Genomic DNA, 25801 nt, shown 5'->3' on the forward strand with positions numbered 1-25801 from the left:
GCTGTTCGGGCTTGACTCTCACGTGGACGTGAGAGTTTAGCGTCCCAGCATGCTCCGACTCGTGGTCCTCATCTTCTGCGTATTCAGCGTCACCACCGGCGAATTCGTCGTCGCCGGAATCCTGCCCGAGGTCGCCGCCGATCTCGGGGTCACCGTCGGCGCCGCCGGTCTGCTGGTCACCGCGTACGCCGTCGGCATGATCATCGGCGGGCCGCTACTCACCGCCGTGACGGCCGGAATCGACCGGAAACGGCTGATGGTGGCCCTGCTGGCCGTCGCGGTCGTCGGCAATGCCGTCTCCGCTCTCGCACCCGACTTCCGGCTGCTGCTGGTGGCCCGGTTGCTCACCGCACTGGTGACATCGACGTTCTTCGCCCAGGCGGTCGTGACAGCGGTCCGGTCCGCGGCCCCCGAACGCGCCGGAACCATGGTGGCCCGCTTGGCATTCGGCATGAATCTGGCGATGATCCTCGGCGCCCCGATCGGCACCCGAATCGGTAGTCAGTGGGGCTGGCGAGCGACGTTCGCCACGATCGCGGTCGCATGCCTGACCGGCCTCGTCTCGATCGCCCGGACGTTCACCACCGCGACCGATGCGACCCGCACCTCGGCCGTCGCGGAGTTGCGGGTCCTGCGGCGGGGACCGGTGCTGGTGGCGCTCGCGATCACCGCGGTCGGCAACGTCGGAGCGCTGATGGTGTTCAGCTACCTGGCCCCGCTGCTCACCGATCTGGGCGGGCATCCGGCGGGCCGTCTGCCACTGCTGCTGCTCGCCTACGGTGTCGGCGCGACGATCGGCAATCTCGTCGGCGGCACGCTCTACGACCGCAACCCGCGGTTCGCTCAGCCCGCACTGCTCGGGCTGCTGGCCGTGACCTTCGTGGGGGCGTGGTTCGTCGCGTCCGTCACCGCGCTCACCGTGGTCGCGGTCGTCGCGATCGGTCTGCTCGGCTTCGCCGTCATCCCCGGTATGCAGGCGCGCGTGATGACAACCGCCGCCGCGGCGCCCACCCTGGCCATGGCCGTCAACGCCTCCGGCTACCAGCTCGCCGCGGCCGCCGCCGGCCTCGTCGGTGGCCTGATCGCCGACTCGTCCGCAGGCCCCCGCCCCCTCTATCCGGTCGCCGCCGGCCTCACCGCCTGCGGCCTGCTCATGACCGTCACCGCCACCAGGACGTCCCACCCCGAAGACGCGGACGCAATGGCACAGTGATCTCGACGCCCCGACAGGTGACCCGTCGGTGTCGTCGCGCACGCGACGCCCCGACGGGTCACCCTTTCCCGCACCGAGCCGGCTTGAACAGCGCAGGGCTGCGTTCGAATCCGTGTCAGCCGATGTTCGCCGACAGGTCCGGAGCCATCCGGTACACCTCGTCACGCCAGTTGTTCCAGGCGTGGATGCCCGCGGCCGGGAAGTCGTAGGCGATGTTCTGTGCGCCCAGGGACGCCATCCGCACCTGGAACGCGCGGGTGTTCACCAGCGCCAATGCCTCGAGCCCCATGCCGTTGACGGTGCCCATATTCGGTCCGTCGGTGGCGGTGGGAATTCCGCTGCCGGCCGAGATCCACAGCCGCGTGTTGTTCTGAATCAGTCTGGGCGCGAACACGAACGGGTCCATCCGCAACCACTGCGGACCCCACGGCGGAGCCATCGCATCGACGTTGTAACCGCCGGCATCGAGCATCGCGACGCGGATCGCCTCGCGCATACCCGGCGCCGACATGTTGAGGTAACCGGAGAAGGATCCGGCGAAGCTGAACTGGTCGGGATGGTAGGCGGCCAGGGTCAGCGCGGCACTGCCGCCCATCGACAGTCCGAAGACGCCGTTGCGGTCGGCCCGGAATCCCAGCCGGTCACGCAGCGCGCCGCGCAGATTCTGCGTCAGGAAGGTCTCCCACTTGTAGGTGTAGGACTTACCCGGCCCGGCCGAAAAGGCTTGCAGTGCACCGGATCCCGACGTCGATCCGGACGAGGAGCCCGACCCGGGCGCGACACCGAGGAAGCTCGACGGCGCATTCCAGTCGGCGTAGAAGCTGGACTGTCCGCCGACTGGCATCACCACGTTGATATTCCACGAGGTCAGCAGGCGCGCGATATCGGTTTCGATCTCCCAGCCGTTGAGGTCCTCGCGGGCGCGCATGCCGTCGAGGGCGTAGACGACGCGGTCGGTATTGCCGTCGGCGGCGCGGAAGACGCGCGATTTGATCGGCCCCATACTCGAGTCGACCCAGAAGTCGAAGCCGGAGGGATCGAAGGCGGCCGCGGCCCGCGGGAGCTGGCCCGACACCGCGGCGGTCAGCGGCACGAACAGCGCCAGGGCCAAGGCGAGCAGGCTCCGCCCGAGCGTCGCACCGGAGCGGCCGGATCTCTGCCGTCGCAATCTTCGCATGTGTAAACAGCACCTTTCGTGATCGAACGCCGCGAGCCGTGCCCCCGCCGGGCCGCGACGGTGCCCAGTGCCGCCGCCCCGACCCCCGCCCTCGCCGGGGTCCGCCGCACTGCGCGTGTCACGCCCGTATCGACCACCCGTTCGGCGCCGTTACTGAAATGTGATGTTTATTTCCGACCGACCGGTTTCGCATAACAGACATACCTGCCGACCGGTTGCCCGACGGTCCCGTTGCCCCACGGTCCCGTTGCCCTGCGGTCCCCTTGTCCTGCGGTTCCGGTGTCCGGTGTCCGGTGTCCGGTATCCGGATCGTCCAGCAAGATGGGCGCGCGCGACCTATGCGGCGCGCCGCCCAACAGACCGAGGCCCCGGCCTGGCAGGTAACGCAGCGTCCGCACATCGAGGTTCCGGAACTTGATCATCGCCTTGCCGCCCGGGGTGTATCAGACACCAGCCCCTCGGCGAACTGACCACAGGCGTCGACCATCGAAGGCATCCAGTCCTAAGTCGCGCGCGAACGCCGGGGATCGCCAAGACCTGCGTACAGTTCGGCCGCCGGCACATGGCGTCGACTAGCGACAGATCCGCCCCTCCCCGGCAGCGGCGACCGCATAATCGGCGCCGCCGACCACGCGACTCAACCCGACGCCCCCGTCCGCATCGGAACCTGGGCCATCGCGTCGAAGTAGGAGTCCGGCGCGGGCAGATGCTCGAGCAACGTCAGCACCTCCCAGCCCCACCGGCAAGGTCTACTTGTCCGGGAACCCGGCAGAGAATCCGGCGGCGATGAGTGCGGCGGCGATGACCGACAGGACGGCGATGCTCCACATGGCAAACCTCTTCGATTGTGGGCCAGGCGGATTGACCGTAGCGTGATGCGGTTCACATCGCGACCGAAACGAGAGTATTCCTCCACGGCGACACGCCCTCCCCGAATGTGCCCCGGCCGCAACGCGATCCCCCTTCGGATAGGAAACAAGAAGGCCGCACCGTAGCGGCCGGCTCGGTCGCTGCCCTTTTGCCGAGGTCGGGTGTTTCTCCCTTCAAGTCGGGCTCGCCCGACATGCGGCACATACATGTTTCAATGCGCATATGGCCGTGAGGCAATGAACTGCGGCTGTCGATCGGCCGGGCAGAAGTCCAGACCGGAAATCGAGGCCGGGAGCCGGCGAGGACGTCCGGTGCGGACGGAATATCCGTCCGCACCGGCACTTCCCTACTTCTTCGAGCGATCCCGCTTCTCGCGCACACGCACCGAGATGCGGACCGGGGAACCGTCGAAACCGAATTCCTCACGCAGGCGGCGCTCCAGGAAACGCCGGTAGCCCGCCTCCAGGAATCCGGTGGTGAACAGCACGAACGTCGGCGGCCGGGTGGTCGCCTGGGTCGCGAACAGTACGCGCGGCAACCGCCCGCCCCGCATCGGCGGCGGCGTCGCCGCGATGACCTCCTTGAGCCAGGTGTTGAGCCGGCCAGTGGGGATCCGCTGGTCCCAGGATTCGAGCGCGGTTTCCATGGCGGGAACGAGCTTTTGAACCGCGCGGCCGGTGTGGGCGGAGATGTTCACCCGCTGTGCCCACGGCACCCGCACCAGTTCGCGCTCCACCTCACGCTCGAGCTGGTAGCGGCGATCCTCGTCGACCAGATCCCACTTGTTGAACGCGAGCACGAGCGCGCGACCGGCGTCGGCGACCATGCCGATCACGCGCAGATCCTGTTCGGTGATCGGTTCGGAGGCATCGATCAGCATGATCGCGACCTCCGCGGCCTCGATGGCGGCCTTGGTGCGCAACGAGGCGTAGAACTCCGTGCCATCGGCCGTTCCGACCTTGCGGCGCAGACCTGCGGTATCGACGAAACGCCATGTCTTGCCGCCCAATTCGACCAGCGAGTCGACCGGATCGACCGTCGTTCCGGCCACGTCGTGCACCACGGAACGTTCGTCACCGGACAGCTTGTTCAGCAGGCTGGACTTGCCGACATTCGGCTTGCCGACCAGGGCCACGCGCCGCGGGCCCCCTCCCCCGGTACCCTCGCGCGGAGTTTCCGGCAGCACCGCCAGGACATCGTCGAGCAGATCGCCGGTACCGCGACCGTGCGCCGCCGACACCATCCGCGGCTCCCCCAGCCCGAGCGACCACAGTACGGCCGCATCGGCCTCGGCCTTCTCGCCGTCGACCTTGTTGGCGACCAGGATCACCGGAGTCTTGGAGCGGCGCAATGCCTTCACCGCCGCCTCGTCGGTCGCGGTCGCACCCACGGTGGCGTCCACGACCAGCAGGATCGCATCGGCGGTCTGCATCGCCAGTTCGGCCTGCCGGGCCACCGCCTGCTGCAGCCCCTTGGCGTCGGGCTCCCAGCCGCCGGTGTCCTGCACCAGGAAGCGACGACCCGCCCAGCTCGCCTCGTACGACACCCGGTCACGAGTGACGCCCGGGATGTCCTCCACGACCGCCTCACGGCGGCCCAGGATCCGGTTCACCAGCGTCGATTTGCCGACGTTCGGGCGACCGACGACGGCCACGGTGGGCATCGGCACATGGTCGTGCGCGTCCGCGTCACCCTCGAAATCGGCGATTTCCCAATCGGTTTCGTCGGTCCAGATACCGTCGCCGGCGAGCGTGTCGGAATTCGAACTCGGTGTCACACTCGGGCTCATCTGCGCTCTCCCACCGTAATCTGCTGCGCCACAACCCGGTACAGCTCGTCGATGACCTGGTCCATGCTCAGCTCGCTGGTGTCGACCTGCACCGCGTCCGCGGCCGGGCGCAGCGGCGATACCGCGCGGGTGGAGTCCAGATTGTCGCGGCGCTGCACATCGGCCAGCACCGCTTCGTAATCGTCGCCGCGGCCCTCGGCGATGTTCTGCTGATTGCGCCGCGCCGCGCGGGCCTGGGCCGACGCGGTCAGATAGATCTTGGCGTCGGCATCGGGCAGCACGACCGTGCCGATATCGCGGCCCTCGACCACGATGCGCCCGGCCGCGGCCGCGATCTCCCGCTGCAGGGCGACGAGCTGCGTCCGCACCTCGGCCACCGCGGAGACGGCGGAGACCGCCTTGGTCACCGCGTCGCCGCGAATCTCGGCGGAGACGTCCTCGCCGTCGAGTTCGATCAGCTCGTGGCCGGGATCGGTGCCGATGGTGAGCGGCAGGTCCTTGACCGCGGCCGCGATCTCGGCGGGATCGGTCAGCTCGACACCGCTGCGCAGCACCCGCAGTGTCGCGACGCGATACATCGCGCCGGTGTCGAGATAGCGTGCGTCGAGCCGCGCCGCGAGACGGCGCGACACGCTCGACTTGCCGGTGCCCGAAGGCCCGTCCATGGCGACGACGAGTTCCGCGCCAGGGATGCCGTCGTCGCCGATGCCGGATTCCACCACGTCACGGCCTCCTCGGATCCGATCGTCCAGCATGTCCACACCACTCACAACTCCACCGCCTCGTACAACTTCCCGATTTCGTCGCGGCCCAGCACTCGCAGGGTGCCCGACCGTTGATCGCCCAGCGCGACCGGCCCGATATGCGTGCGAACCAGCGCGATCACCGGATACCCGACCTCGGCCAGCAACCGCCGCACGATGTGTTTGCGGCCCTCGTGCAGGACCACGCGGACCAGCGTTTTCCCCTCGGCGACCTCGAGCACCTGGAATTTGTCGACCTTCGCCGGGCCGTCCTCGAGTTCGACGCCCTCGCGCAGCTGCTTGCCGACGCCCCGCTGCATTTCGCCCTGCACCGTCGCGAGGTAGGTCTTCGACACCTGGAACGACGGGTGCATCAGCCGATGCGCGAGATCGCCGTCGTTGGTGAGCAGCAGCAGGCCCTCGGTATCGGCGTCGAGGCGGCCGACGTGGAACAGCCGCTGACCGGCCATCACCCGCTCGGCGACGATGTCGCCGACGCACGGGCGGCCCAGTTCGTCCGACATCGTCGACTGGAATCCCTTGGGCTTGTTCAGCGCCAGGTAGACCTGCTCGTCGCGAACCACGACGCGGACGCCGTCGACCCGCACCACGGCCGTATCGGGGTCGATGCGCAGGCCCTGTTCGCGCACCACCGCACCGTCGACCTCGACGCGGCCCTGTTCGATGAGCTCTTCGGCCGCGCGGCGCGACGCCACGCCGGCCTTGGCGAGCACCTTCTGCAGGCGTTCGCCCTCACCCCACGGCAACTTCTTCGGACCGGTTTGCTCGGCCTCGACATGCTGGTGGCGGGCGGGTTTGGCGAAGCTCAGCACGGTCGGCGGAGTCTTGCGCTTCTTCGGCTTCGGCGCGGCCGCGCGCGGGCGACCGGCAGCGGCACCGCGATCCCGCGATCCGGCGGGTGAATCGCCGCGCGACGGGCGGGCATCCCCGCGGCCGTACCGCGAGTCACCGCGGGTGTCCCCGGCAGCCTGGCCGCGAGCGAACCGATCGCCACGGCCGTAGCCGCCCTCGGACCGCGAACCCCGTCCAGCGCTGTCGCCCCCACGGTTGTAGCGGTCGTCTCCGCGGCCGACCCGGTCACCGCCGCGCCCGTAGCTGTCACCCCCACGGCCGTAACGATCGTCGCCTCGGCCTGGGCGGTCACCACCGCGGCCGTAGCTGTCGCCCCCGCGGCCGGAGCGATCACCCCCGCGCCCGTAGCTGTCACCCCCACGGCCGTAACGATCGTCGCTTCGGCCTGGGCGGTCACCACCCCGGCTGTAGCTGTCGCCCCCGCGGCCGTAACGGTCGTCCCCCCGGGCGAAGCGTGAGCCACGGGTGTCGCCGCCGCGGCCGTAGCTGTCGTCCCGGCGCCCGTAGCGGTCGCCGCGCGATCCGCCGCGGCCGTCGTCGGTGCGGTCGGAGCGGCCGGCCGCCCCTCGTGCCGTGCGTCCGCCGCCGCGAGGCGGGTCGCTCTGTCTTTTCCTACGGTCCGGTGTGCCATCTCGGCGAGCGGGTGTATTCACGTGGTCCTCTGATCAGTCGACAGGATCCGCTGCGGATCCGGTCAATCCTCGGTGCCGAGATCGATATCCGATTCGGCGGGTTTCTTCAGCTTGGTGTACCGGGGGTCGGTCTCCAGGCTCTCGTTGATCTCATCGATCAGGTCGACGCCCGGTAGCAGGGGCGCCAGTGACGGGAGTTCCGCCAGCGACGCGAGCCCGATCCGTTCGAGGAACAGTTCGGTGGTGACGTACAGGGTGCCGTTGGTGTCGACGTCGGTGCCCGCCTCGGCGATCAGTCCCCGCGCCACCAGGGTGCGGATCACGCCGTCGACGTTCACTCCGCGCACGGCACTCACTCGTGCTCGCGTAACCGGTTGACGATAGGCGATAACCGCCAGAGTTTCCAAAGCGGCCCTGGTGAGCTTGGACCGCGCCCCGTCCAACAGCATACGTTCGACATACGGCGCGTACTCGGTCCGGGTGTACAGACGCCACCCGTCGCCCACATAGCGCAGATCGATTCCGCTGCCCCGCGCGGTCCACTCCGCCGACATCTCCCGCAACATCCGCTCGACCCGCGCGGGCGTGTCGTCGACCGCCGCCGCGAGCAATTCGACCGGCGCCGGCGCATCCACCACCAGCAGCATCGCCTCGAGCGCCGACCGCAACTCCTGGTCATCGAGCGGACGGGCAGCCTCCTCGTCGTCCGCGTCATCCCCTCCCGCGGTTCGCGCCTCGCCGGGAGGCTCGACTGCACCGCCGGGTGGTCGAGTACGCCCGGCCCCCGCGACGCCGTTCTGCGGAGCGCCGGGCCGGACCACGGTCTCCGGCGCACCATCGACGCCTACGGGCGCAGTGTCGACAGAACCGGACGAGACAGCCGCTCGCTGAGCGGCATCGTCGGCGGCAGGTGCGACCACCAGTGCACCGTCCTCTGCGGGCGCAACCGTCTCGGAATCGGCCCCGGCACGCGCGCCTCCAGCATCGGCCCCTGCCTCGCCGGTCGGCACTGTGTCGGTCGCCGGCACTCGTCCCCCAGCGGTGTCGATACGCGTGTCACCGGCGTCGAGTCCGCTCGGTTCGGCCGGTGATGCCACGGCGCCGGTGTGCGGTGCTTGCTCGTCCGGCACGACGTCTGCGTTCTCCGCCACAGTTCGGGTTTCGGCATCGCCTGCCGGGGCGACGGCGGCCTCGTCTCGGGCCTTTTCCGGCGTACCCGCAGCCCCCACCGCGGTCTCGCGGGCTTCGGCCTCCGCGCGATCACTGGGCTGCTCACCGTGCGACATCATCCGTAGTCCTCATCGATTGTCACGGGCTCGGCGGGCGCTCCCTCGGCGTCGTCGCCGATCCAGCGCACCGCCAGCGGGCCGAGCGGGTCGGGTTGGTCGAATTCGATCGTCTTGCCGCGGTAGAGCTCGAGCAGTGCGAGAAAGCGCGCGACGATCTGAATCGGCATCTCGCAATCGGCGCACAGCTCGTGGAAGGTCGACCACTCGCCCACCCCGCGCTTCTTCAGCATCTCCAGAACCAGCGCGGCCTGTTCGGCGACGGAGATGGAATGAGCGTGCAGGTGGTCCAGCCCGACTGTCGGCCGCGGCCGGGGCCGGAACGCGGCCGCGGCGATATCGGCGAAACCCGCCGCGTCGACGCCGAGATTCACCTCCGGCAGCAGATCCAGGAAGCGCTCCTCGAGCGACACCGCCCGCGGATACCGGCGTAACGCGGCGGCCTCGAGCTCACCGAGCAGTTCGGCGACCTGCTTGAACGCCCGATACTGCAGCAACCGCGCGAACAGCAGATCGCGAGCCTCGAGCAATTCCAGGTCGTCGGCATCGGTGACCTCACCGGACGGCAGCAGCCGGGCGGCCTTGAGGTCGAGCAGGGTCGCTGCGACCACCAGGAATTCGGTGGTCTGATCGAGAATCCGATCCGCCCGCACCGTCGGATCGCGTTCCAGGCTCGCGGTGAGCTCTTTGGTGTAGGCGATGAACTCGTCGGTGACCTTGTGCAGCGCCACCTCGGTCACATCGAGCCGCCGCTGGCTGATCAGCTGCAACAGCAGGTCGAACGGACCCTGAAAATTGCTCAGACGCAGGTGGAACCCGTCGGGCTTGTCTTCCGGTACGACCTCGGCAGCCGGTGGTCCGGCCTCGCTCACCGGCCCGACCGGTGGATGACTTCCCGCGCCATCGCCCGATACGCTTCCGCGCCACCGGATTTCGGCGCCCAGGTGGTGATCGGCTCACCGGCGACACTGGCATCGGGGAAACGGACGGTCCGGTTGATCACGGTGTCGTACACCAGATCGCCGAACACCTCCACCACCCGGGCCATCACCTGCCGGGAATGCAGCAATCGCGCATCGAACATGGTGACAACGATGCCCGACAGCGCCAGCCGCGGGTTGAGCCGGTCCCGCACCTTCTCCACGGTGTCGGTGAGCAGCGCCAGCCCGCGCAGCGAGAAGTATTCGCATTCCATCGGAATGATCACGCCGTCGGCGCAGGCCAGCGCGTTGACGGTGAGCAGACCCAGCGACGGCTGGCAGTCGATGAGGATGTAGTCGTAGCGGTCGCGCAGCGGGGCCAGCGCGCGGCCGAGGGTCTGTTCCCGGCCGACCTCGTTGACCAGCTGGATTTCCGCCGCCGAGAGGTCGATGTTGCTCGGCAGCAGATCCATCCCGTCGACCTTGGTGTTGAGCAGCACGTCGTCGACGCTCGCCCGGCCGCCCACGAGCAGATTGTGCACGGTCTGGTCCAGGTCGTGGTGGGCCACGCCCAGTCCCGCCGACAGGGCGCCCTGCGGGTCCAGGTCGACCAGCAGCACCCGGCGGCCGTATTCGGCGAGCGCGGCACCGAGATTGATGGTGGAGGTGGTCTTGCCGACGCCGCCCTTCTGATTGCACATGGCGACGATCAGGGCGTCACCGTTGCGCGACGACGGCGGTGGTTCGGGAATGTCGCGCAGCGGGCGTCCGGTCGGGCCGAGTTCGGTACCGTCCGCCACGATGTCGTTCGCCTCCCAAAGTCTGCGGGCCGCCTGTTCGATTCGGAGGCCGGTTCGGATATTCGAAAGCGGTTCTGCCGCAGCGCTGTTCGGCGGCTCGGCCGGGCCGGCTGTCGTCATGTCCGCTGCTCCTTCAGTTTTCCTGCTCATTGCCCCGCCGCGCGCTGCGGAACAGCGGGCGATCGCTACACCGGACGCCGATGTACCGGACCGCCGCAATAGACGCTACCGCCTCCGAGCGCAAGACCCCCGATCGGACACGCTTGGGGAACGCCCCCGATCGTTGCGCACTTGTGTCATTGCCCGTGCCACAACACCGTGTCCTCACGGCACCAACCGCATTCTGTCGTCTCGAGGGGGTGTTGGGAAACCCTTTGCGGCAATCCGCACCCGATATCGCGCCGCCGCAGCCGGCGCGTTACCGTGCCCGCGGATGCGTGGTGGCCCACACCTCGTGCAGCGTATTGACCGTGACGAGGGTGTAGATCTGCGTGGTCGTCACCGAGGCGTGCCCCAGCAATTCCTGCACGACCCGCACGTCGGCGCCCCCGTCGAGCAGATGGGTGGCGAACGAGTGCCGCAGCGTGTGCGGCGACACCGCGGCGCCGATCCCGGCCCGATCGGCCGCGTCCTGCAGAACCTGCCAGGCGCTCTGCCGCGAGAGCCGGCCGCCGCGAGCGTTGAGGAACAGGGCGGGAGTGCCCTTGCCACGGGCGCCGAGCGCGGGCCGGCCCCGGACCAGATAGGCGTCGACCGCCGCCAGCGCCGGCCGCCCGATCGGGACCATGCGCTGTTTACCGCCCTTGCCGTGCAGGACGACCGCGCGACCGGTGGTGTCGATATCGTCGACGTCGAGTCCGACCACCTCCGAGATCCGGGCGCCCGTGGAGTACAGCAACTCCAGCATGGCGCGGTCCCGCAGCCCGCGCGGCCCGCCTCCGGAACCCGCGTCATCTCCGCCGCCCGCGGCCTCGAGCAGCCGGGAAATATCTTCGTACGGAAGCGCTTTCGGTAATCGCCGCGCCGGTGTCGGCGGCTTCACACCGTGTGCGACATCTCCGGTGGTCAGTCCCTCGGCGGCCGCGAACCGGTGCAGGCCGCGCACCGCGACCAGTGCGCGGGCGGCCGAACTGGCGGCCAGCGCCGGATACCCTTCGCCGCCCGCCCGCAGCGAGACGACGAAGTCGGCGATCTGGTTCTCGGTCACCCGGTCCAGGTCACCGATATCCCGCTGTCGCAGAAACTCCCGATAGCGCTGCAGATCACGGCGGTAGGCGCTGAGCGTATTACTCGCCGCGCCGCGCTCGACCGTCAGATGGTCGAGATAGGCCTGGATCTGCCGCTCCACCATGTCCTCACCCGGCCGATAGCGGCACAACGACCGCCGGGGCGGCGGGAACAGCGACATTCACGGTGTCATCATGACAGCCGCCGGCGACATTCGTTCGCACGAAACACAGTTCGCCCCTGTCCGAGGAAGGCGGCCGGGTGCGGTGAGGCACCCGGCCGGTTCCGCTCAGGCCTGTGCGCGTTCGGCGGCCTTGCGATCGAGCAGCTGCGTCGGCATACCCGGCCACGGCACGTCGGCGGACCGGAGGGGCGTACCGTTCGCCCGCGCGACCGAGGCCGCCAGCACGCCGGCCACCGCGGTCGCGTTCTCGATCCGGCCCGCCAGCGCGGCCGTCACCGCGTCCTGCAGCGGCATCCGCACGATCGCCAGGTCGGCCTCCTCGTGCTCGGGGTCCGGCCGATCGGTGTCCGACAAGCCGGTCGCGAGATAGATGCGCAGCGCCTCGTCGGTGAACCCCGGCGACAGCACCACATCCACCAGCGTGGACCACTCCCGTGCCGCCAGACCGGTTTCCTCGGCGAGTTCGCGTTGCGCGGCCGCCAGCGGATCCTCACCGGCCTGATCGAGCAGACCGGCGGGCAACTCCAGCAGTCGCCGCCCGACGGGATGCCGGTACTGGTTGATCAGCACCACCGAGCCGTCGTCGTCGAGGGCGACGATCGCGACCGCGCCGTGATGCTCGACCACCTCGCGTTCGGCGACCCGGCCGCCGGGCATCTCGACCTGATCCAGGCGCAGCGCGACGATCGCACCGGAGTACACGGTCTCGGAGCCAATGGTGCGGAAGTCGTGGCTTCCGGGTTCGCTCACCGCCCGACCCGCTCGGCCTCGTCGGCCTCCTCGCCGTAGATCTCCACCGGAAGCCGTTCGGCGCCCTTGTATTTCAGCGCCGCCTCGACGAGTCCGGCGAACAGCGGATGCGGCCGGGTCGGCCGGCTCTTGAGCTCCGGATGCGCCTGAGTGGCAACGAAATACGGATGCACGGTCGCCGGCAGCTCGACGAACTCGACCAGGTGCCCGTCCGGCGAGGTGCCGGAGAATCGCAGTCCGCTCTGGGCGATCTTGTCGCGATAGGCGTTGTTGACCTCGTAGCGGTGCCGATGCCGCTCCGACACCTCGGTGGTGCCGTAGGCCTGGGCCACGACCGAACCCTTCTCCAGCACGGCCGGATAGGCGCCCAGCCGCATGGTGCCGCCGAGGTCGGCTTCACCGGCGACAGCCTGGGCCTGGTCGGCCATCGTGGAAATCACCGGATGCGTTGTCTCCGGCTCGAATTCGGCGGAGTTGGCGTCCTCGAGTCCCACCGAGCGGGCGGCCTCGATGACCACGCACTGCAGTCCCAGGCACAGGCCCAGCAGCGGAATGGAACGGGTGCGCGCGAACCGGATCGCGCCGACCTTGCCCTCGATGCCGCGGATGCCGAAGCCGCCGGGGATCAGCACCGCGTCGACATCGCCGAGGTGATGCTGCGCGCCCTCCGGGGTCTCGCATTCGTCGGACTGCACCCAGCGGATGTTCACCTTGGCCTTGGCCGCGAAACCGCCGGCCCGCAGCGCCTCGGTCACCGAGAGATACGCGTCCGGCAGGTCGACGTACTTGCCGACCAGCGCGACGGTCACCTCTTCGCGCGGGTTGTGCACGCGGTCGAGCAGATCGCCCCAGACGGTCCAGTCGACATCGCGGAACGGCAGCCCCAGTTTGCGCACCACGTAGGCGTCGAGGCCCTCGCGGTGCAGCACCTTCGGGATGTCGTAGATCGACGGCGCGTCGGGCGTGGAGATGCAGGCGTCGACGTCGACGTCGCACATCAGCGCGATCTTGTTCTTCAGCCCCTGTGGCACCTCCCGGTCGCACCGCAGGATCAGCGCGTCGGGCTGGATACCGATGTTGCGCAGCGCCGCGACGGAGTGCTGGGTGGGTTTGGTCTTCAGCTCGCCGGAGGGCGCCAGGTACGGCACCAGCGTCACGTGCAGGAAGAAGCAGTTGTCCCGGCCCACCTCGTGCCGGATCTGGCGCGCGGCCTCCAGGAACGGCTGGGATTCGATATCGCCGACGGTGCCGCCGATTTCGGTGATCACCACGTCCGGGGTCTGGCCCTGCAGATCCGGGCCGCTCATCGCGAGGATGCGGTTCTTGATCTCGTCGGTGATGTGCGGGATGACCTGCACGGTGTCACCGAGGTACTCGCCGCGCCGCTCCTTGGCGATCACGGTCGAGTAGACCTGCCCAGTCGTGACGTTGGCATAGCCCGACAGATCACGGTCGAGGAAGCGCTCGTAGTGGCCGACGTCGAGGTCGGTTTCGGCACCGTCCTCGGTCACGAACACCTCGCCGTGCTGGAAGGGATTCATGGTGCCGGGGTCGACATTCAGATACGGGTCCAGCTTCTGCATGGTGACCCGCAATCCGCGGGCGGTCAGCAGCTGGCCGAGGCTGGAGGCGGTCAGTCCCTTGCCGAGGGAGGAGGCGACACCGCCACTCACGAAGATGTGTTTGGTGGCCGTCTGATGGGGGGAACGCGCCGGAATCCGCGATTGACTCACGGAACTCCACGCTAACACGAAAAACGGTTGCGAAACGAATGCCACGCGCGGAACGTCGGAGGTCGTCGTACCGGTTTGTCACTTGCGTCTCATTCACCGCAGCAATCCCATGACGCCGCGCCCTGGACGCACCGATCGCCCGGCACTCGCTCCGACGTGACGGATCATGCGATCGCGGTCGACGGCGGCAGCCGCGCTCAGCCGGGAGAAGCGGTCACCGACAGCGAGGTCGCCTCCGGCCCGGTGCCGTAGTGACCGGTTTTGCCGCCCAGTTGCTCGGCGAGGCCGAGAGCCGTTGTGACCCGGCCCGTTTCGCGGTCCACGTTGTCGACCGTGGACACCGCCGCGTCCAGGCGATTCTCGCGGCGCACCTCGGCGATGGGGCCGGATCCGTCCGAGGAGCCGGCCCGGCCCGCCAGCACCAGCCCCGCCCCGCGGCCGCGCAGCGCCCCGGCGAAATGCGCGGTGATCGAGCCCTGGCCGTTGTGGTCGGCCCGCGCGCCCGCCCCGGTCACCACTACCGCCAGCTGCGCGGGCGCGACGTCGCCGACGGCGAGGAAACCGCCGTTGCGCAGGGTGTCGGCGATCAGTGCGCGCTCCTGTCCGGTGGCACGTTCGGCGCCGCCGGCGGGGTCGGTGAGGAACGCCAGGCCGAGGAGGTCGCCGGCGAGGCTGCCCTGATCCACCGCCTCGGTCTGCAACTGGGCACCGGCCGGGATCATGTTCGTGACCGCGGTCCGCAAGCGGTCGCCCTGCGAGGCGTCGACGAAGGCGTCGGTGAGCGCGACCCGCCCGGTGACTGTCGCCCCGGCGGTGGTCAGCGCCGCCGTCACCGCGTCGACATCGCCGGCGTCGGCATCGGGGGTGGTGAATACGAGCACCGTGTGATCGGCGAGGGTTCCGTTCAGGATGCGGCCCGCCGATCGGGCGATGAAGTCGTCGGCCGCACCGACCTGCCGTTCGAGCTGCCCGTTGGCCGCGGCGAGCGCGTCGTTGCGCTGAGCCAGATCGTCACCGCCCCCCGGACCGCCGTGACGGACGACGGCGCCGAGCGCCGCACCCACCGCCAATGCCAGAAAGATCGCGGTCAGCGAGACGACGAGCCGACGCATGGAACCCACTGTTTTCTCTACCCCCGACGGTCCGATAGTCGATGGAGCCAGTCCTGCGACTGCCGCCACGCCGAATCCAGCCAATCCAGCACGTCGTTGCCCAGATGCGAGGACACCAGCAGTCCGACGATCAGCGCGATCAGCGCGGCCAGCACCACCAGCGCGGTCGCCCACCCGGAGTTGCCCTGCCGATAGAGGGTGGCCACGGCCTTGGCGTCCATCAGTTTCGGCCCGGCCTTGAGGCGGGTCAGGAACATCGCGGGCGCCGATTCGCGGCGGCTGCGATCGAAGAAGTCGTCGAGCGAGGCCGGTGCCCCGCAGGTGATGATCAGCGCGGCCCCGTGATGGTCGGCCAGCAGCAGCGCCAGATCCGCCGCCGATCCCGAGGACGGGAAGGTGGTGGCGCCGATACCCAGGTCCTGAATTCGCTCCAGTCCCTTGGCATGACCGTCGGTATCGGCCGGAAGGATCAGCTCGGCACCGCATTTCAGCGAGCTCGCGGTGATCTCCTCCGGATCGCCGACGATCAGATCGGGACGATAGCCGGCCTTGGTGAGGATGTCGGCGCCGCGCCCGACACCCACCAGAATCGGCGCGTACTCCTTGACGAACGGCTTGATCGCCTTGAGATCGTCGCGACTGTCCACGCCGTCGGCCACCACCACGACATGGCGGCCGCGCATCGACAGATCCAGGGCCGGAACCCCGAGACCGTCGATCAGCATCGCGCTTTCGGTCCGGATGTACTCGGTCGTATTGCCGGCGAAGGCCTCCAGATGATCGGCCAGCCCGTTGCGCGCCGCGATCATCCGCTCGGCGATGACCTCATCGGTGAGCTCGATGGCCTCGACCAGAACCTCCGGCTCCTTTTTCGTCAACTTGTCGGCATACACCACACCGGCATCGATGCGGACCCTGCTGCCGTCCTTGATCTTGCCGAAGACGTCGGCGGAGACAGCATCCAGCAACACGATTCCGTTGGCCGCCAGCACTTCCGGGCCGAGGTTCGGATACCGGCCGGAAATCGAGGGCGAGGCATTGATCACCGCCGCCACACCGGCCTGGACGAGCCGGTCAGCGGTGAGGCGATCGATGTCCATCTCGTCGAGGACCACCACATCGCCCGCCCCGGCCCGCTTGAGCAGACGCCGGGTATTGCGGTCCACCCGGGCCATCCCGGTGACGCCGGGAAGCGTTTCGGTGTTGCGGGACAACAGCGCCAGCATCTTCATGGCATCCGATAATGGCCGCCGACTCTCAACCTGTGGTGGAGGCGCGCCGACGTCCTATCACATCCGCTGGCATGAGGCCAGCAAACGCACGCCTCCTCGACGTCGACTGGCGTGCCGGGCGGTACCGCTGGTACCGATATGCTTCGGCTCACTGCATCCGAAGGAGAACGCCATGGCCAGTACCACCGTCGACACGGTCATTCCCGCGCCGCGCGACGTCGTCTACAAGCTGTTCGCCGAGCGCGACAGTCTCAACGGCTATCTGCCCGTGCGCATTACGCTGCGTCAGCCCGGCACCCCCGAGGCCTCCGGTGTCGGTGCACGCTACCTGGTCGGCGTGGGTGGCATCGGTGTGACCGAGGAGACCACCGAACTGGTTCCCGGTGAGCGCATGGAATACCGGATCATCGCCGGTGCGCCGGTGAAGCGGCACGTCGGCACCATCACCTTCGCCGACGCGCCGGGCGGCACCCTGGTGTCGTACCGGATGGAATCCGAGCCCAAGCTGCCCGTGCCGGACAAGGCGACGGAACTGTTTCTGCGCGGCCTGATCTCGCCGTTCCTCAAGGCCGCCAAGAAGGCCGTCGCCAAGTAGACGCGTCGCAGCCCGTCAGCCCGCCGCCGAGGCGGTGTCGGCCTTCTCCGCCCGGGCGGTGGCCAACAACTCCTCGGCATGGGCGCGGCCGGTCTCGGTATCGTCGAGGCCGGCCAGCATGCGGGCCAGTTCGACGACGCGCTCGTCGGTGGTCAGCGCCCGCACCCCGCTGTTGACGCCCTTACCGTCGTCGACCTTGTCCACCACGAGGTGGGTGTCGGCGAAGGCGGCCACCTGCGGCAGATGGGTCACCACGATGACCTGATGGGTGCGGGCCAGCCGCGCCAGCCGCCGTCCGATCTCCACCGCGGCCCGGCCGCCGACACCGGCATCGACCTCGTCGAACACCATGGTCGAGCCGTACTCGGAGGCGGCGAGCACCACTTCCAGCGCCAGCATCACGCGCGAGAGCTCACCACCGGATGCACTGCGGCTCAACGGCAGCGACTGCGCGCCGGAGTGGGCGGAGAGCCGGAATTCCACTTCGTCCACTCCGGATGCGCCCGCATGCAGTTCCGCCCCGTCGACGGTGATGGGCGCATTGTCCTGCGCGGCCGCGGCCAGCGGCCGCACCTCTACCTCGAGTTTGGCGCGGCCCATCGCCAGTCCGCTCAGTTCGGCGCTCACCGCGGTCGCGAGTTTGCGGGCGGCCTTGCGCCGGGCGGCGGTCAGCTTCTTCGCCGTCTCCCGCACCTGCGCCGCCGCGGTCTCCACCTCGGCCGCCAGCGCCGCCAGCGCCTCCTCCGAGACGTCGAGCGAGGCGAGGCGGGTGCGCGCCTCGTCGGCCCAGGCGATCACCGCGTCGATATCGGGTGCGTATTTGCGGGTCAGCGATTTCAACTCCGCCTGCCGGGTGAGCAAGCTGTCCAGCGCCGCCGGATCCGACGGCAGATCCGACAGATACGAACTCAATTCGGTGGTCACATCGACCACCACCGCGATGGCCTCCCCCAGCCGCGGCGCCAACGCGGTCAGCGCCGGATCGTCACTGGATTCGAGCCGGGCCCGCGCACCGCCGAGCGCGTCCAGCGCACCGGCCCCCTCACCGTCGCCGGAGCCCGCCAGGGCCGCGTGCGCGGCGCCGGCCGCCTCCCGCAGCGAATCCAGATCACCGAGCCGCAGCACCTCGGCGACGATGCGCTCGTCCTCACCGGGTTCCGGTGCGACCGTATCGATTTCGTTCAGCGAATGCTGCAGCCGATCTGCTTCGAGTGCGAGTTCGCGGCTGCGGGCGGTGCGCTCCAGCAACTCGGTGCGAGCCTGCAGCCAGGTGCGGCGAGCCAGCTGATATTTGCGCAGCAGCCCGGCCACCGCATCGCCGGCGAACCGGTCCAGGGCCTGCAGTTGCTGATCGGGACGCTGCAGCCGCAACTGGTCGTTCTGTCCGTGCACGGTCAGCAGCGGTGCCGTGAAATCCGACAGCACCGCGGCCGGCACACTGCGGCCACCGAGATGGGCGCGGGAACGCCCGTCGCTGCCGACGGTGCGCACCGCGATGACACTGTCGTCGTCGTCGCGTTGCGCGCCGGAGGATTCCAGCACCTTCTCGACCTCGTCGCGGGCGCTGTCGTGTACGTCCTCGACGGTGAACCGGCCCTCGACCACGGCCCGCTGCGCGCCCTGACGCACCCGCCCGGCGTCCGCGCGGGCGCCACCGAGCAGGTGCAGTCCGGTGACCACCATCGTCTTGCCGGCACCGGTCTCACCAGTGACACAGGTCAGTCCCTCGTGGAACTGCGCGGTGGCGGTGGATATGACGCCGAGGCCGTCAATCCTGATCTCTGTCAGCACGTGTGCTCTCCGTTCGGCGGTGTTCGCTATCGCCTGAGCCGGGGGGCTCGGTGGGGATGCGGGCCGGCCCCGCCGCGCGCGGCCGTTCCGGCCGCCGGCCCCGCCAGCCTGTCACGGGTAAGCGGAATTTGCGCACCATCCGGTCGGCGAAGGGCGCGGAATCCAGCCGCACCCAGCGCACCGGTTCGGCGCCGCGCACCGCTTCGAATCGCCCACCCCGCGGCAATGCCAGCGTACGCCGGCCGTCCAGGAAGACGATCGCATCATGGCCTGTCGCAACGGTTTCCACCGCGATCCGCGACTCCGGGCTGGTCACCAGCGGCCGCGCGAACAATGCGTGCGCATTGCTGGGAATCACCAGCAGCGCCTCGAGTTCGGGCCACACCACGGGACCACCGGCGGAGAAGGCGTAGGCGGTGGAGCCGGTGGGTGTCGCGATCAGCACACCATCACAACCGAATTGCGACACCGGGCGGCCGTCGACCTCGAGCACGACCTCGAGCACGCCCATCCGGGCGGCATTCTCGATACTGGCCTCGTTGAGGGCCCATCCGCGTTCCACGACAACATCATCGACGCGGACACTGACATCTACGGTCATCCGCTGCTCGATGCGGTAGTCGCCGCGCACCACCTGGGCCAGCGCGTCGTCGAGATGTTCGGCCTCGGCCTCGGTGAGAAAGCCGATGCGGCCCAGGTTGATTCCCAGTACCGGAACCCGCGCCGGATGTGCCATCTCCGCTCCGCGCAGGAAGGTGCCGTCACCGCCGAGCGCGAGCACCATCTCGCAGCCGACCGCGGCCTCGGGGCCGTGCGTAACCACCCGCACCGGATAGCCGTCGGGTTCGCCGGTGTCGTCGAAATCCAGCTTGGTGCTGTAGGCCTCGTCCTCGAGCACGCGCAAGCCGATTCCGGCGTCGGCGAAGATCTTCGCGACCCGATGCGCGGTCTCGAGCAGTTCGGAACGGCCCGGATGGGCGACGAGCAGGATCTCCCGCTTCACTGTGGCCCCTCCTCGACCGCACGCTGCACCAATTCGCTGATATCGGGCACCGATTCGGTTTCGGCCGAATCCGTGTCCGGTGTGTCTCTGCCCTCGGCTTCCTTGCGCAGCCACAGGAAATACTCGACGTTGCCCGACGGGCCGGGCAACGGGCTGGCGACCACACCGCGGGTACGCAGGCCCAGTTCGGCGGCCGCGGCGGCCACCTCGGTCACCGCCTCGGCGCGCAGAGCCGGATCACGCACCACACCGCCGGAGCCTACTCGTTGTTTACCGACCTCGAACTGCGGTTTCACCATGGGCAGCAGATCGGCACCCGGTGTGCAGCAGGCGGCCAGCGCGGGCAACACCAGCGCCAGCGAGATGAACGACAGATCGGCGACCACCAGCTCGACGGGGCCGTCGATCGCCTCGGGGGTCAGCGCCCGCACGTTGGTGCGGTCGAACACCCGGACTCGCTCGTCGTTGCGCAGCCGCCACACCAGCTGGCCGTAGCCCACATCGACGGCGACCACCTCGCGGGCGCCGCGGGAGAGCAGCACATCGGTGAATCCGCCGGTCGACGCGCCGGCGTCGAGGCAGCGCTTCCCGGCCACGCTCACCCCGAGCGGCTCGAACGCCTCCAGCGCGCCCAGCACCTTGTGCGCACCACGCGAGGCCCATTGGACCTCGTCGGGTTCCTCGCGAACCAGCAGCGGGGTATTCGGCTCGACCGCGGTCGCCGGTTTCGACGCGACCGCACCGTTGATCAGGACGCGGCCCGCGCCGATCAGCTCGACCGCGTGTTCTCGCGATCGCGCCAATCCGCGGCGAACCAGTTCGGCGTCCACTCGCGCGCGCCTGGCCACCTCAGATCTTGTCCACCGTCGCCAGGGCGCCGACCAGCACCTCGTGTGCCTGTTCGAGAATGCGCGCCCGCCGGGTGATATCGGTTCCCGCGCGGTCCACGCCGTCGGCTTCGTCGCCGCTCTCGCGCCGGCCCCCCGGCAGCTCCGCGAGCAACGCCGCCACCTCGGCCCGCACCTGCTCCGGGTCGGCGAACTCGGCCGTCCCTCCCGCGAGATGCTGCCCGGGCAGCGGAACTCCCGGACGAGGACCGGAGGAACCGGACGGATGCGGACGCGGAATGGGCGTAGTCATGGTGCCGACAACGCTACCGGAGCTCACCGACATCCCGGCAAGCGGCGGCACGGGTGAAACGGAGGTCACGGTGGCGAGCGATGGCCGGGTGCCGGCGGAATTCCTTGCACGCGGGTGCTCGCGGGCGAGCCGTCGCCGGGCCGATCCGGAGCCATTCTCCGGCCCCCAGGGATCGCACGAATGCTCGTCCCACTGCGGTCCCTGCCGTGGCCCGGAAACAGCGGACTGTGAAACGCGGGATCACCCCACCGCCGGGCGACTGCTCGACAGTGACACCAGAGGGCCTCCCTCCAGCGGCGAGGACACCGATCTCGATACACCGATCGCCGGAGGGCGGCGGCCCGACCGGAATCGGTCGTGGGCGGCTGACTCAGAGGAGTCGCAGCTGCCCTCCCAGAGAAATGAGCCGCTGTTGGGTCCCCGGAATCTGCTCGGCCAGGCCCGCCATCTGGGGCAGATGTCCTTGGGACTGACTCACCGAGGTAGTTATGCCCGTTGGTGTTGGTGACGAATCTGATCGCGGAAATTCCACGCCGGCGCCACGGTCATCTCGGTCCCGCGCTCGTGCGGATGCAGCTGCAGGTGGCCCTGGATCAGCTGCCGGGAGACGACTCGCCGCCACGTTCCCTGGAAGATGAGTCAACGCTGTGCTCCCCGGGAGACGACTCACCGCGGCATTCCCTGAGACGACTCGCCGCTGTGCTCCCCGAGAGACGAGCCACCGCGGCGCTTCCCGGAAGGCGACCATGACCTCCGTCCGCCGAGCGTGTCGCGTCGATTTCGGTGGTCGGTGAGGAGGCACAACAGTCGAACCCGGGCCGGGCGTCGCCCGCTCGGTGTCGGCAGAGCGGCGCGATCGCCGTCGTCGGATCGCGCTGTGAGTGCTTCGACGAGGGGCCGGTCTCCCCGTGGGGGCCAGGTCGATCTCGGCTGCAGCCGAAGCCCCAGGACCGGTGGGGTGCGGCAGATGTTGGCACAATGGCGGCGTGGGAGGTAAGCGACGACATGGATCTGCCCGGTTCGTCGCACTCGCCGCGGCATCGACGGCGACCGCGGTGGTCGCCGCCGCCGAATACGCCCACTGGCGCGCGTCCCGGCAACTGCTCGGACCGCGGCGGGAACCACGAGCCGGCGGTACGGACGCGGTGGTGGTGCTGGGCTACCCGGCCACCGCCGACGGACGGACGCGCGCGCTGCAACGCTGGCGATGCCGCATCGGCGCCCGATCGCTGCCGCCCGATCGCGACGGATTCCTGATCTTCACCGGCGGCGCCGTGCACGGCCCCTGGATCGAAGCGACGGTGATGGCGGGATACACCCGCACACACCTCGGCGTTCCACCCGAGCGAATCCACACCGAGACATCCGCCGAAACCACGTGGCAGAACATCGAATTCACCATTCCCGCCATGGAACACGCCGACCGCATCATGATCGCCTCCGACCCCATGCACGCCGCCCGCGCCCGCCGTTACCTGTGGGCGCAGCGACCGGACCTCGCCGAACGCCTCGCGCCCGCCGCCGACTACCGGCCGCTGGAACGCTGGTGGCTCAAAATCCCCACTGCCGCACACGAATCGGCGGCGATCAGCAGGCGCCGCGCCGGAGCTGCCGCCACCCCGCTACTACGTCGCCTGGGCATCCTCCCCGACACCGCGGCAGAGTTCACAACTGCCGCCGATCGCCGCGATTGACCGACGATCCCACCCTGGATCGCCCAACATTACGTGCGAGCGGTCACTCCGGCGAACCAGTCGATCAGATGTGATTCATCGCCGCCATGGTCTGCGTGCCGATACATCTCGGCCGCGGTCACCGCAGTGACTCGACCGTCACCGTGAGTCGAACAGTTACCGCGCCAATTCGATTGCGCGGCCGGGGTTTTCATCCAGAAGGCCGGCCACGTGATCTATCGCGTCGCCCTCGGGGAACTCCTGCCGGATCACGGGGTGATTCAACGCGTCGAGTGTTCGGGACAGGTAGGTGGGCCGGTGGTCGGCGGGGCGGGCCCGCAGATCGTCGAGGGTGCTGACGCCGGTGAGAACCAGCAACGACGGCAGGCCGACGCACCGGGCACCGTCGATATCGGTGTCGAGACGGTCTCCCACCACGAGCGCGTCGCGGGTTTCCGCGCGGATCAGCGCATCCTCGAGCAGCGGCGCATAGGGTTTACCGGCTACCAGGGGCTCCTGGTCGGTCGCGGCGCGCAATGCCGCGACCATCGCGCCGTTGCCCGGCGCCAGGCCGCGCTCGTTCGGCAGGGTGGCATCCGCGTTCGCGGCCACCCACAGGGCCCCGGCACGCACGGCGTAGGCCGCCTCGGCGAGGTCCGGCCACCCGGTCTGCGGGGAATGCCCCTGCACGACCGCGGCGGGGGCCACCCCGTTGAACCGCCGAATCGGTTGCAGGCCGACCTGTTCGATTTCCGCCGCGAGATCGTCGGTGCCGACGATCAACACGGTGGATCCGGCGGCCAGCCGGGAGGCGAGCACACGCGCCGCCGCCTGCGCACTGGTGACGACGTCGGATTCATGTGCGCCGAAACCCAATTCGCGCAGATGCGCGGCCACCATACCGGCCGACCGGCTGGCATTGTTGGTGACGAACATCAGCTTCTGCGCGCCGCCACCGGCGTCGAGAGCGGCCGGTGCGCCGGCGATAACCTGCGCACCCCGATACAGCGTGCCGTCCAGATCCAGCAGGAGGGCCTCGAAGCTCTCCCGAAGCGATGCTGCCACTACCTACTCCACGTCGTCGTCGACCTGCGCGCCCGCGAGTTCGTCGGCACGCTCCTCGGCGTCGGTATCACCGTCGACATCGGCCGAGGCCGCATTGAGGAACCACTGCAGTGCCTCCTCGGACCGGCCGGCGGCGAGCAGCGCCTCCGCATAGGCGTAGAACAACCGTGCCGAGGCGGGACCGGAGCGCGAAGGATCCAGTTCCGGCGTCTGCAGGGTGACCACGGCCTGATCGTATTGGCCCAAATCCATTCGCGCACCGGCAACAACGATCCGCAGCTCGGTCGCCTCGTCGCCCGACAGCGCTCGCGCCTCGTCGCTGCGGCCCAGTTCGATCGCGCGTTCGGGCCGTCCCAGCCCGCGTTCGCAATCGGCCATGACCGCCAGCAGACCCGAGCCGCCGGACATCCGGCGCGCGGTGCGCAGCTCGGACAGCGCTTCGGCCCATTCACCGGCGTGATAGGCGGTGACACCGGCGGTTTCGCGAACCACCGCGATGCGTCCGGCACGGCGCCGGGCGGCGCGCGCATGTTCCAGTGCCAGCTCCGGGTCCTCGTCGAGGAGCCGGGCGGCCATCACCAGGTGCCGGGCAACCGCCTCGGCATTGTTCTTGTCGAGGCTCAGCAGATCGCGGCGCACCGCGCCGTCCAGATCGCTCGCCTGCACATCGTCCGGCAACTCGGGCTCATCGGGCCGCCCCGCCCGGCTCTCGCCGCCGACGCGCGCCCCTTCACCACCCCGTCGCCGCGGCTCCCGGTCCTCGGCATTCGCACCGGCCGCTGCCGATTCCCCGGTGTCGGCCGTCGTGTCGGCCTCGTCGGCCGGTCCGAATCGACGCTCGGAATCCGCGCCACCGCGCCGGAATCCGCCGCGCCGATCGCCTTCGCCCCGGCTGTAACCACCCGGACGATCGTCGCGACCGCCCGCGCCTCCCGGGCGCCGGCCACCTTCGTCACGCCGGAATCCGCCGCGGCGATCATCCCCGCCGCGCCCGTACCCCCCGGACCGCCGATCACCTTCGTCACGCCGGAACCCACCCGAGCGACGGTCGTCTCCACCGCGTCCGTATCCACCGGTCCGCCGGTCGTCGCCACCACGCTCGTATCCACCGGAACGGCGATCGTCCCCGCCACGGCCATAACCACCGGAACGACGGTCATCGCCACCACGGCTGTAACCGCCGGAGCGGCGATCATCACTGCCACGCGGGTGCCCACCCGAACGGCGGTCATCGTCCCCGCGTCCGTAACCACCCGACCGGCGGTCGTCACCACCACGGCTGTAACCACCGGAACGGCGATCGTCGCTGTCGCGACGGAAGCCACCCGAACGACGGTCGTCCCCGCCACGTTCGTAGCCGCCCGATCGACGGTCGTCACCACCGCGCCCGTAACCGCCGGAGCGCCGGTCGTCGTCTCCGCGGCCGTAGCCGCCGGAACGGCGATTGTCGTCTCCGCGGCTGTAACCACCGGAACGGCGATCGTCGTCGCCACGCCGGAAGCCACCGGAGCGGCGGTCGTCTCCACCGCGGTTGTAACCACCGGTCCCGCGATCGGATCCACGGCGGTCGTCGCCGCGTCCGGTACCACCGCGCCGGTCGTCGTCACGTGCGCCGTATCCGCCCGAGCGGCGGGTATCGTCGCCGCGCCGGAAGCCTCCGGAGCGACGCTCCCCCTCGCCGCGGTCGTGGGCAGGTGTGCCGGAGCCGGCCGAGTCCGGACCGGTACTGCCACGGCGGAAGGGTCTCCTACCGTCGTCATGCTCCGACACAGCGTTACCTTTCTCTGATCCGGCACGAGCAGCCGGTGACGACATACAGACCGTGCGCCGTCCGCCGGCACTCATCTGCAACCACCATAAATTCAATCACGCGACACGAACGCTTCCCCACTTGCCCGGCCTGCGCGCGCACGGCGATCGGCCGCCGGCGACGAGTCGCGAAGGGACCGGAAGATCCGGTGCGGCGACAGGGCCGAGAAAACAGGGGCGTATA

At 69.4% G+C, this 25801-nt stretch carries 20 protein-coding genes and 1 pseudogene; 3 read left to right on the plus strand and 18 right to left on the minus strand.

All coding sequences use genetic code 11. The annotated features are described in order from the left end of the window. The first annotated feature begins 49 nt into the window (after positions 1-49). Positions 50-1213 (plus strand): MFS transporter, encoded by a 1164-nt coding sequence (locus NA3_RS29200; protein WP_062967048.1) that lies wholly within the window; start codon positions 50-52, stop codon positions 1211-1213. A gap of 115 nt (positions 1214-1328) precedes the next feature. On the opposite strand, the gene NA3_RS29205 is transcribed toward NA3_RS29200, so the two are convergent. The 12 genes from NA3_RS29205 to steA all read right to left on the minus strand — a co-directional run bounded on the left by NA3_RS29205 (position 1329) and on the right by steA (position 16541). Continuing rightward, positions 1329-2390, minus strand: coding sequence for an alpha/beta hydrolase (locus NA3_RS29205; RefSeq protein WP_062967050.1), 1062 nt, complete (start codon positions 2388-2390; stop codon positions 1329-1331). Positions 2391-3606: 1216 nt separating this feature from the next. Continuing rightward, on the minus strand, positions 3607-5049 hold the full coding sequence (gene der, locus NA3_RS29210; RefSeq protein ID WP_062967052.1) for a ribosome biogenesis GTPase Der: 1443 nt from the start codon (positions 5047-5049) through the stop codon (positions 3607-3609). After that, positions 5046-5714, minus strand: a complete 669-nt coding sequence (gene cmk, locus NA3_RS29215) for a (d)CMP kinase (RefSeq protein WP_062967126.1) — start codon at positions 5712-5714, stop codon at positions 5046-5048. Before cmk ends, der begins: the two co-directional genes overlap by 4 nt. Positions 5715-5815: 101 nt before the next feature. Continuing rightward, the gene (locus NA3_RS36360) at positions 5816-7318 is read right to left on the minus strand and encodes a pseudouridine synthase (protein WP_084491966.1); all 1503 of its coding nucleotides are present in this window, start codon (positions 7316-7318) and stop codon (positions 5816-5818) included. Between the two features lie 41 nt (positions 7319-7359). Continuing rightward, a complete protein-coding gene (gene scpB, locus NA3_RS29230) occupies positions 7360-7965 on the minus strand; it encodes an SMC-Scp complex subunit ScpB (protein WP_062967131.1) in 606 nt (201 codons plus the stop codon). A gap of 617 nt (positions 7966-8582) precedes the next feature. Then, on the minus strand, positions 8583-9455 hold the full coding sequence (locus NA3_RS29235; protein ID WP_062967056.1) for a segregation and condensation protein A: 873 nt from the start codon (positions 9453-9455) through the stop codon (positions 8583-8585). Continuing rightward, positions 9452-10423 (minus strand): ParA family protein, encoded by a 972-nt coding sequence (locus NA3_RS29240; RefSeq protein WP_083870734.1) that lies wholly within the window; start codon positions 10421-10423, stop codon positions 9452-9454. The genes NA3_RS29235 and NA3_RS29240 overlap by 4 nt, the downstream gene beginning before the upstream one ends. A 298-nt stretch (positions 10424-10721) precedes the next feature. Further along, positions 10722-11654: a site-specific tyrosine recombinase XerD gene (xerD, locus tag NA3_RS29245; RefSeq protein ID WP_062967133.1), complete on the minus strand. Its 933-nt coding sequence runs from the start codon at positions 11652-11654 to the stop codon at positions 10722-10724. Positions 11655-11819: 165 nt separating this feature from the next. Continuing rightward, complete coding sequence (locus tag NA3_RS29250; protein WP_062967058.1) at positions 11820-12464, minus strand: NUDIX domain-containing protein; 645 nt, start codon at positions 12462-12464, stop codon at positions 11820-11822. Next, the gene (gene pyrG, locus NA3_RS29255; protein WP_062967060.1) at positions 12461-14197 is read right to left on the minus strand and encodes a CTP synthase; all 1737 of its coding nucleotides are present in this window, start codon (positions 14195-14197) and stop codon (positions 12461-12463) included. The genes NA3_RS29250 and pyrG overlap by 4 nt, the downstream gene beginning before the upstream one ends. A 197-nt stretch (positions 14198-14394) precedes the next feature. Beyond that, entirely contained in the window at positions 14395-15309 is a 915-nt protein-coding gene (locus NA3_RS29260) for a copper transporter (protein WP_265337366.1), read from the minus strand. Positions 15310-15326: 17 nt separating this feature from the next. Beyond that, the gene (steA, locus tag NA3_RS29265; protein WP_062967062.1) at positions 15327-16541 is read right to left on the minus strand and encodes a putative cytokinetic ring protein SteA; all 1215 of its coding nucleotides are present in this window, start codon (positions 16539-16541) and stop codon (positions 15327-15329) included. A gap of 172 nt (positions 16542-16713) precedes the next feature. Between steA and NA3_RS29270 the strand changes: the two genes are divergently transcribed. Next, on the plus strand, positions 16714-17136 hold the full coding sequence (locus NA3_RS29270; protein ID WP_062967064.1) for an SRPBCC family protein: 423 nt from the start codon (positions 16714-16716) through the stop codon (positions 17134-17136). A gap of 15 nt (positions 17137-17151) precedes the next feature. Here the strand turns inward: NA3_RS29270 and recN are convergent, their stop codons facing one another. From recN to NA3_RS29290, 4 genes are read right to left on the minus strand one after another with little or no spacing between them, the layout of a single operon-like run. After that, positions 17152-18927 (minus strand): DNA repair protein RecN, encoded by a 1776-nt coding sequence (gene recN / locus NA3_RS29275; protein WP_062967066.1) that lies wholly within the window; start codon positions 18925-18927, stop codon positions 17152-17154. Next, positions 18905-19930: an NAD kinase gene (locus NA3_RS29280; RefSeq protein ID WP_062967068.1), complete on the minus strand. Its 1026-nt coding sequence runs from the start codon at positions 19928-19930 to the stop codon at positions 18905-18907. The genes recN and NA3_RS29280 overlap by 23 nt, the downstream gene beginning before the upstream one ends. Next, positions 19927-20778, minus strand: a complete 852-nt coding sequence (locus NA3_RS29285; RefSeq protein ID WP_062967070.1) for a TlyA family RNA methyltransferase — start codon at positions 20776-20778, stop codon at positions 19927-19929. The genes NA3_RS29280 and NA3_RS29285 overlap by 4 nt, the downstream gene beginning before the upstream one ends. Before the next feature lies 1 nt (position 20779). After that, complete coding sequence (locus NA3_RS29290; protein WP_062967072.1) at positions 20780-21070, minus strand: hypothetical protein; 291 nt, start codon at positions 21068-21070, stop codon at positions 20780-20782. A 986-nt stretch (positions 21071-22056) separates the two neighbouring features. Here NA3_RS29290 and NA3_RS29295 point away from each other — a divergent pair. After that, a complete protein-coding gene (locus tag NA3_RS29295) occupies positions 22057-22764 on the plus strand; it encodes a YdcF family protein (protein ID WP_084491967.1) in 708 nt (235 codons plus the stop codon). 156 nt (positions 22765-22920) lie between these two features. On the opposite strand, the gene NA3_RS29300 is transcribed toward NA3_RS29295, so the two are convergent. Further along, entirely contained in the window at positions 22921-23808 is an 888-nt protein-coding gene (locus tag NA3_RS29300) for an HAD-IIA family hydrolase (protein ID WP_062967075.1), read from the minus strand. Between the two features lie 3 nt (positions 23809-23811). After that, positions 23812-24969: pseudogene (locus NA3_RS38285) on the minus strand (hypothetical protein); the annotation flags it as partial. Positions 24970-25801: the final 832 nt, after the last annotated feature.

The sequence above is a fragment of the Nocardia africana NBRC 100379 genome (genome assembly GCF_001612635.1).
GTDB classification, from domain to species: Bacteria; Actinomycetota; Actinomycetes; order Mycobacteriales; family Mycobacteriaceae; genus Nocardia; species Nocardia africana.

What these genes read in the sequence shown, in the direction of transcription:
- NA3_RS29290 (WP_062967072.1), bottom strand. Translation starts at nt 21,070, where the DNA reads ATGACTACGCCCATTCCGCGTCCGCATCCGTCCGGTTCCTCCGGTCCT.
- cmk (WP_062967126.1), bottom strand. Translation starts at nt 5,714, where the DNA reads ATGGACGGGCCTTCGGGCACCGGCAAGTCGAGCGTGTCGCGCCGTCTC.
- NA3_RS29260 (WP_265337366.1), bottom strand. Translation starts at nt 15,309, where the DNA reads ATGCGTCGGCTCGTCGTCTCGCTGACCGCGATCTTTCTGGCATTGGCG.
- NA3_RS29270 (WP_062967064.1), top strand. Translation starts at nt 16,714, where the DNA reads ATGGCCAGTACCACCGTCGACACGGTCATTCCCGCGCCGCGCGACGTC.
- steA (WP_062967062.1), bottom strand. Translation starts at nt 16,541, where the DNA reads ATGAAGATGCTGGCGCTGTTGTCCCGCAACACCGAAACGCTTCCCGGC.
- xerD (WP_062967133.1), bottom strand. Translation starts at nt 11,654, where the DNA reads ATGGTGGAGCGGCAGATCCAGGCCTATCTCGACCATCTGACGGTCGAG.
- der (WP_062967052.1), bottom strand. Translation starts at nt 5,049, where the DNA reads ATGAGCCCGAGTGTGACACCGAGTTCGAATTCCGACACGCTCGCCGGC.
- NA3_RS29200 (WP_062967048.1), top strand. Translation starts at nt 50, where the DNA reads ATGCTCCGACTCGTGGTCCTCATCTTCTGCGTATTCAGCGTCACCACC.
- NA3_RS29205 (WP_062967050.1), bottom strand. Translation starts at nt 2,390, where the DNA reads ATGCGAAGATTGCGACGGCAGAGATCCGGCCGCTCCGGTGCGACGCTC.
- NA3_RS29240 (WP_083870734.1), bottom strand. Translation starts at nt 10,423, where the DNA reads ATGACGACAGCCGGCCCGGCCGAGCCGCCGAACAGCGCTGCGGCAGAA.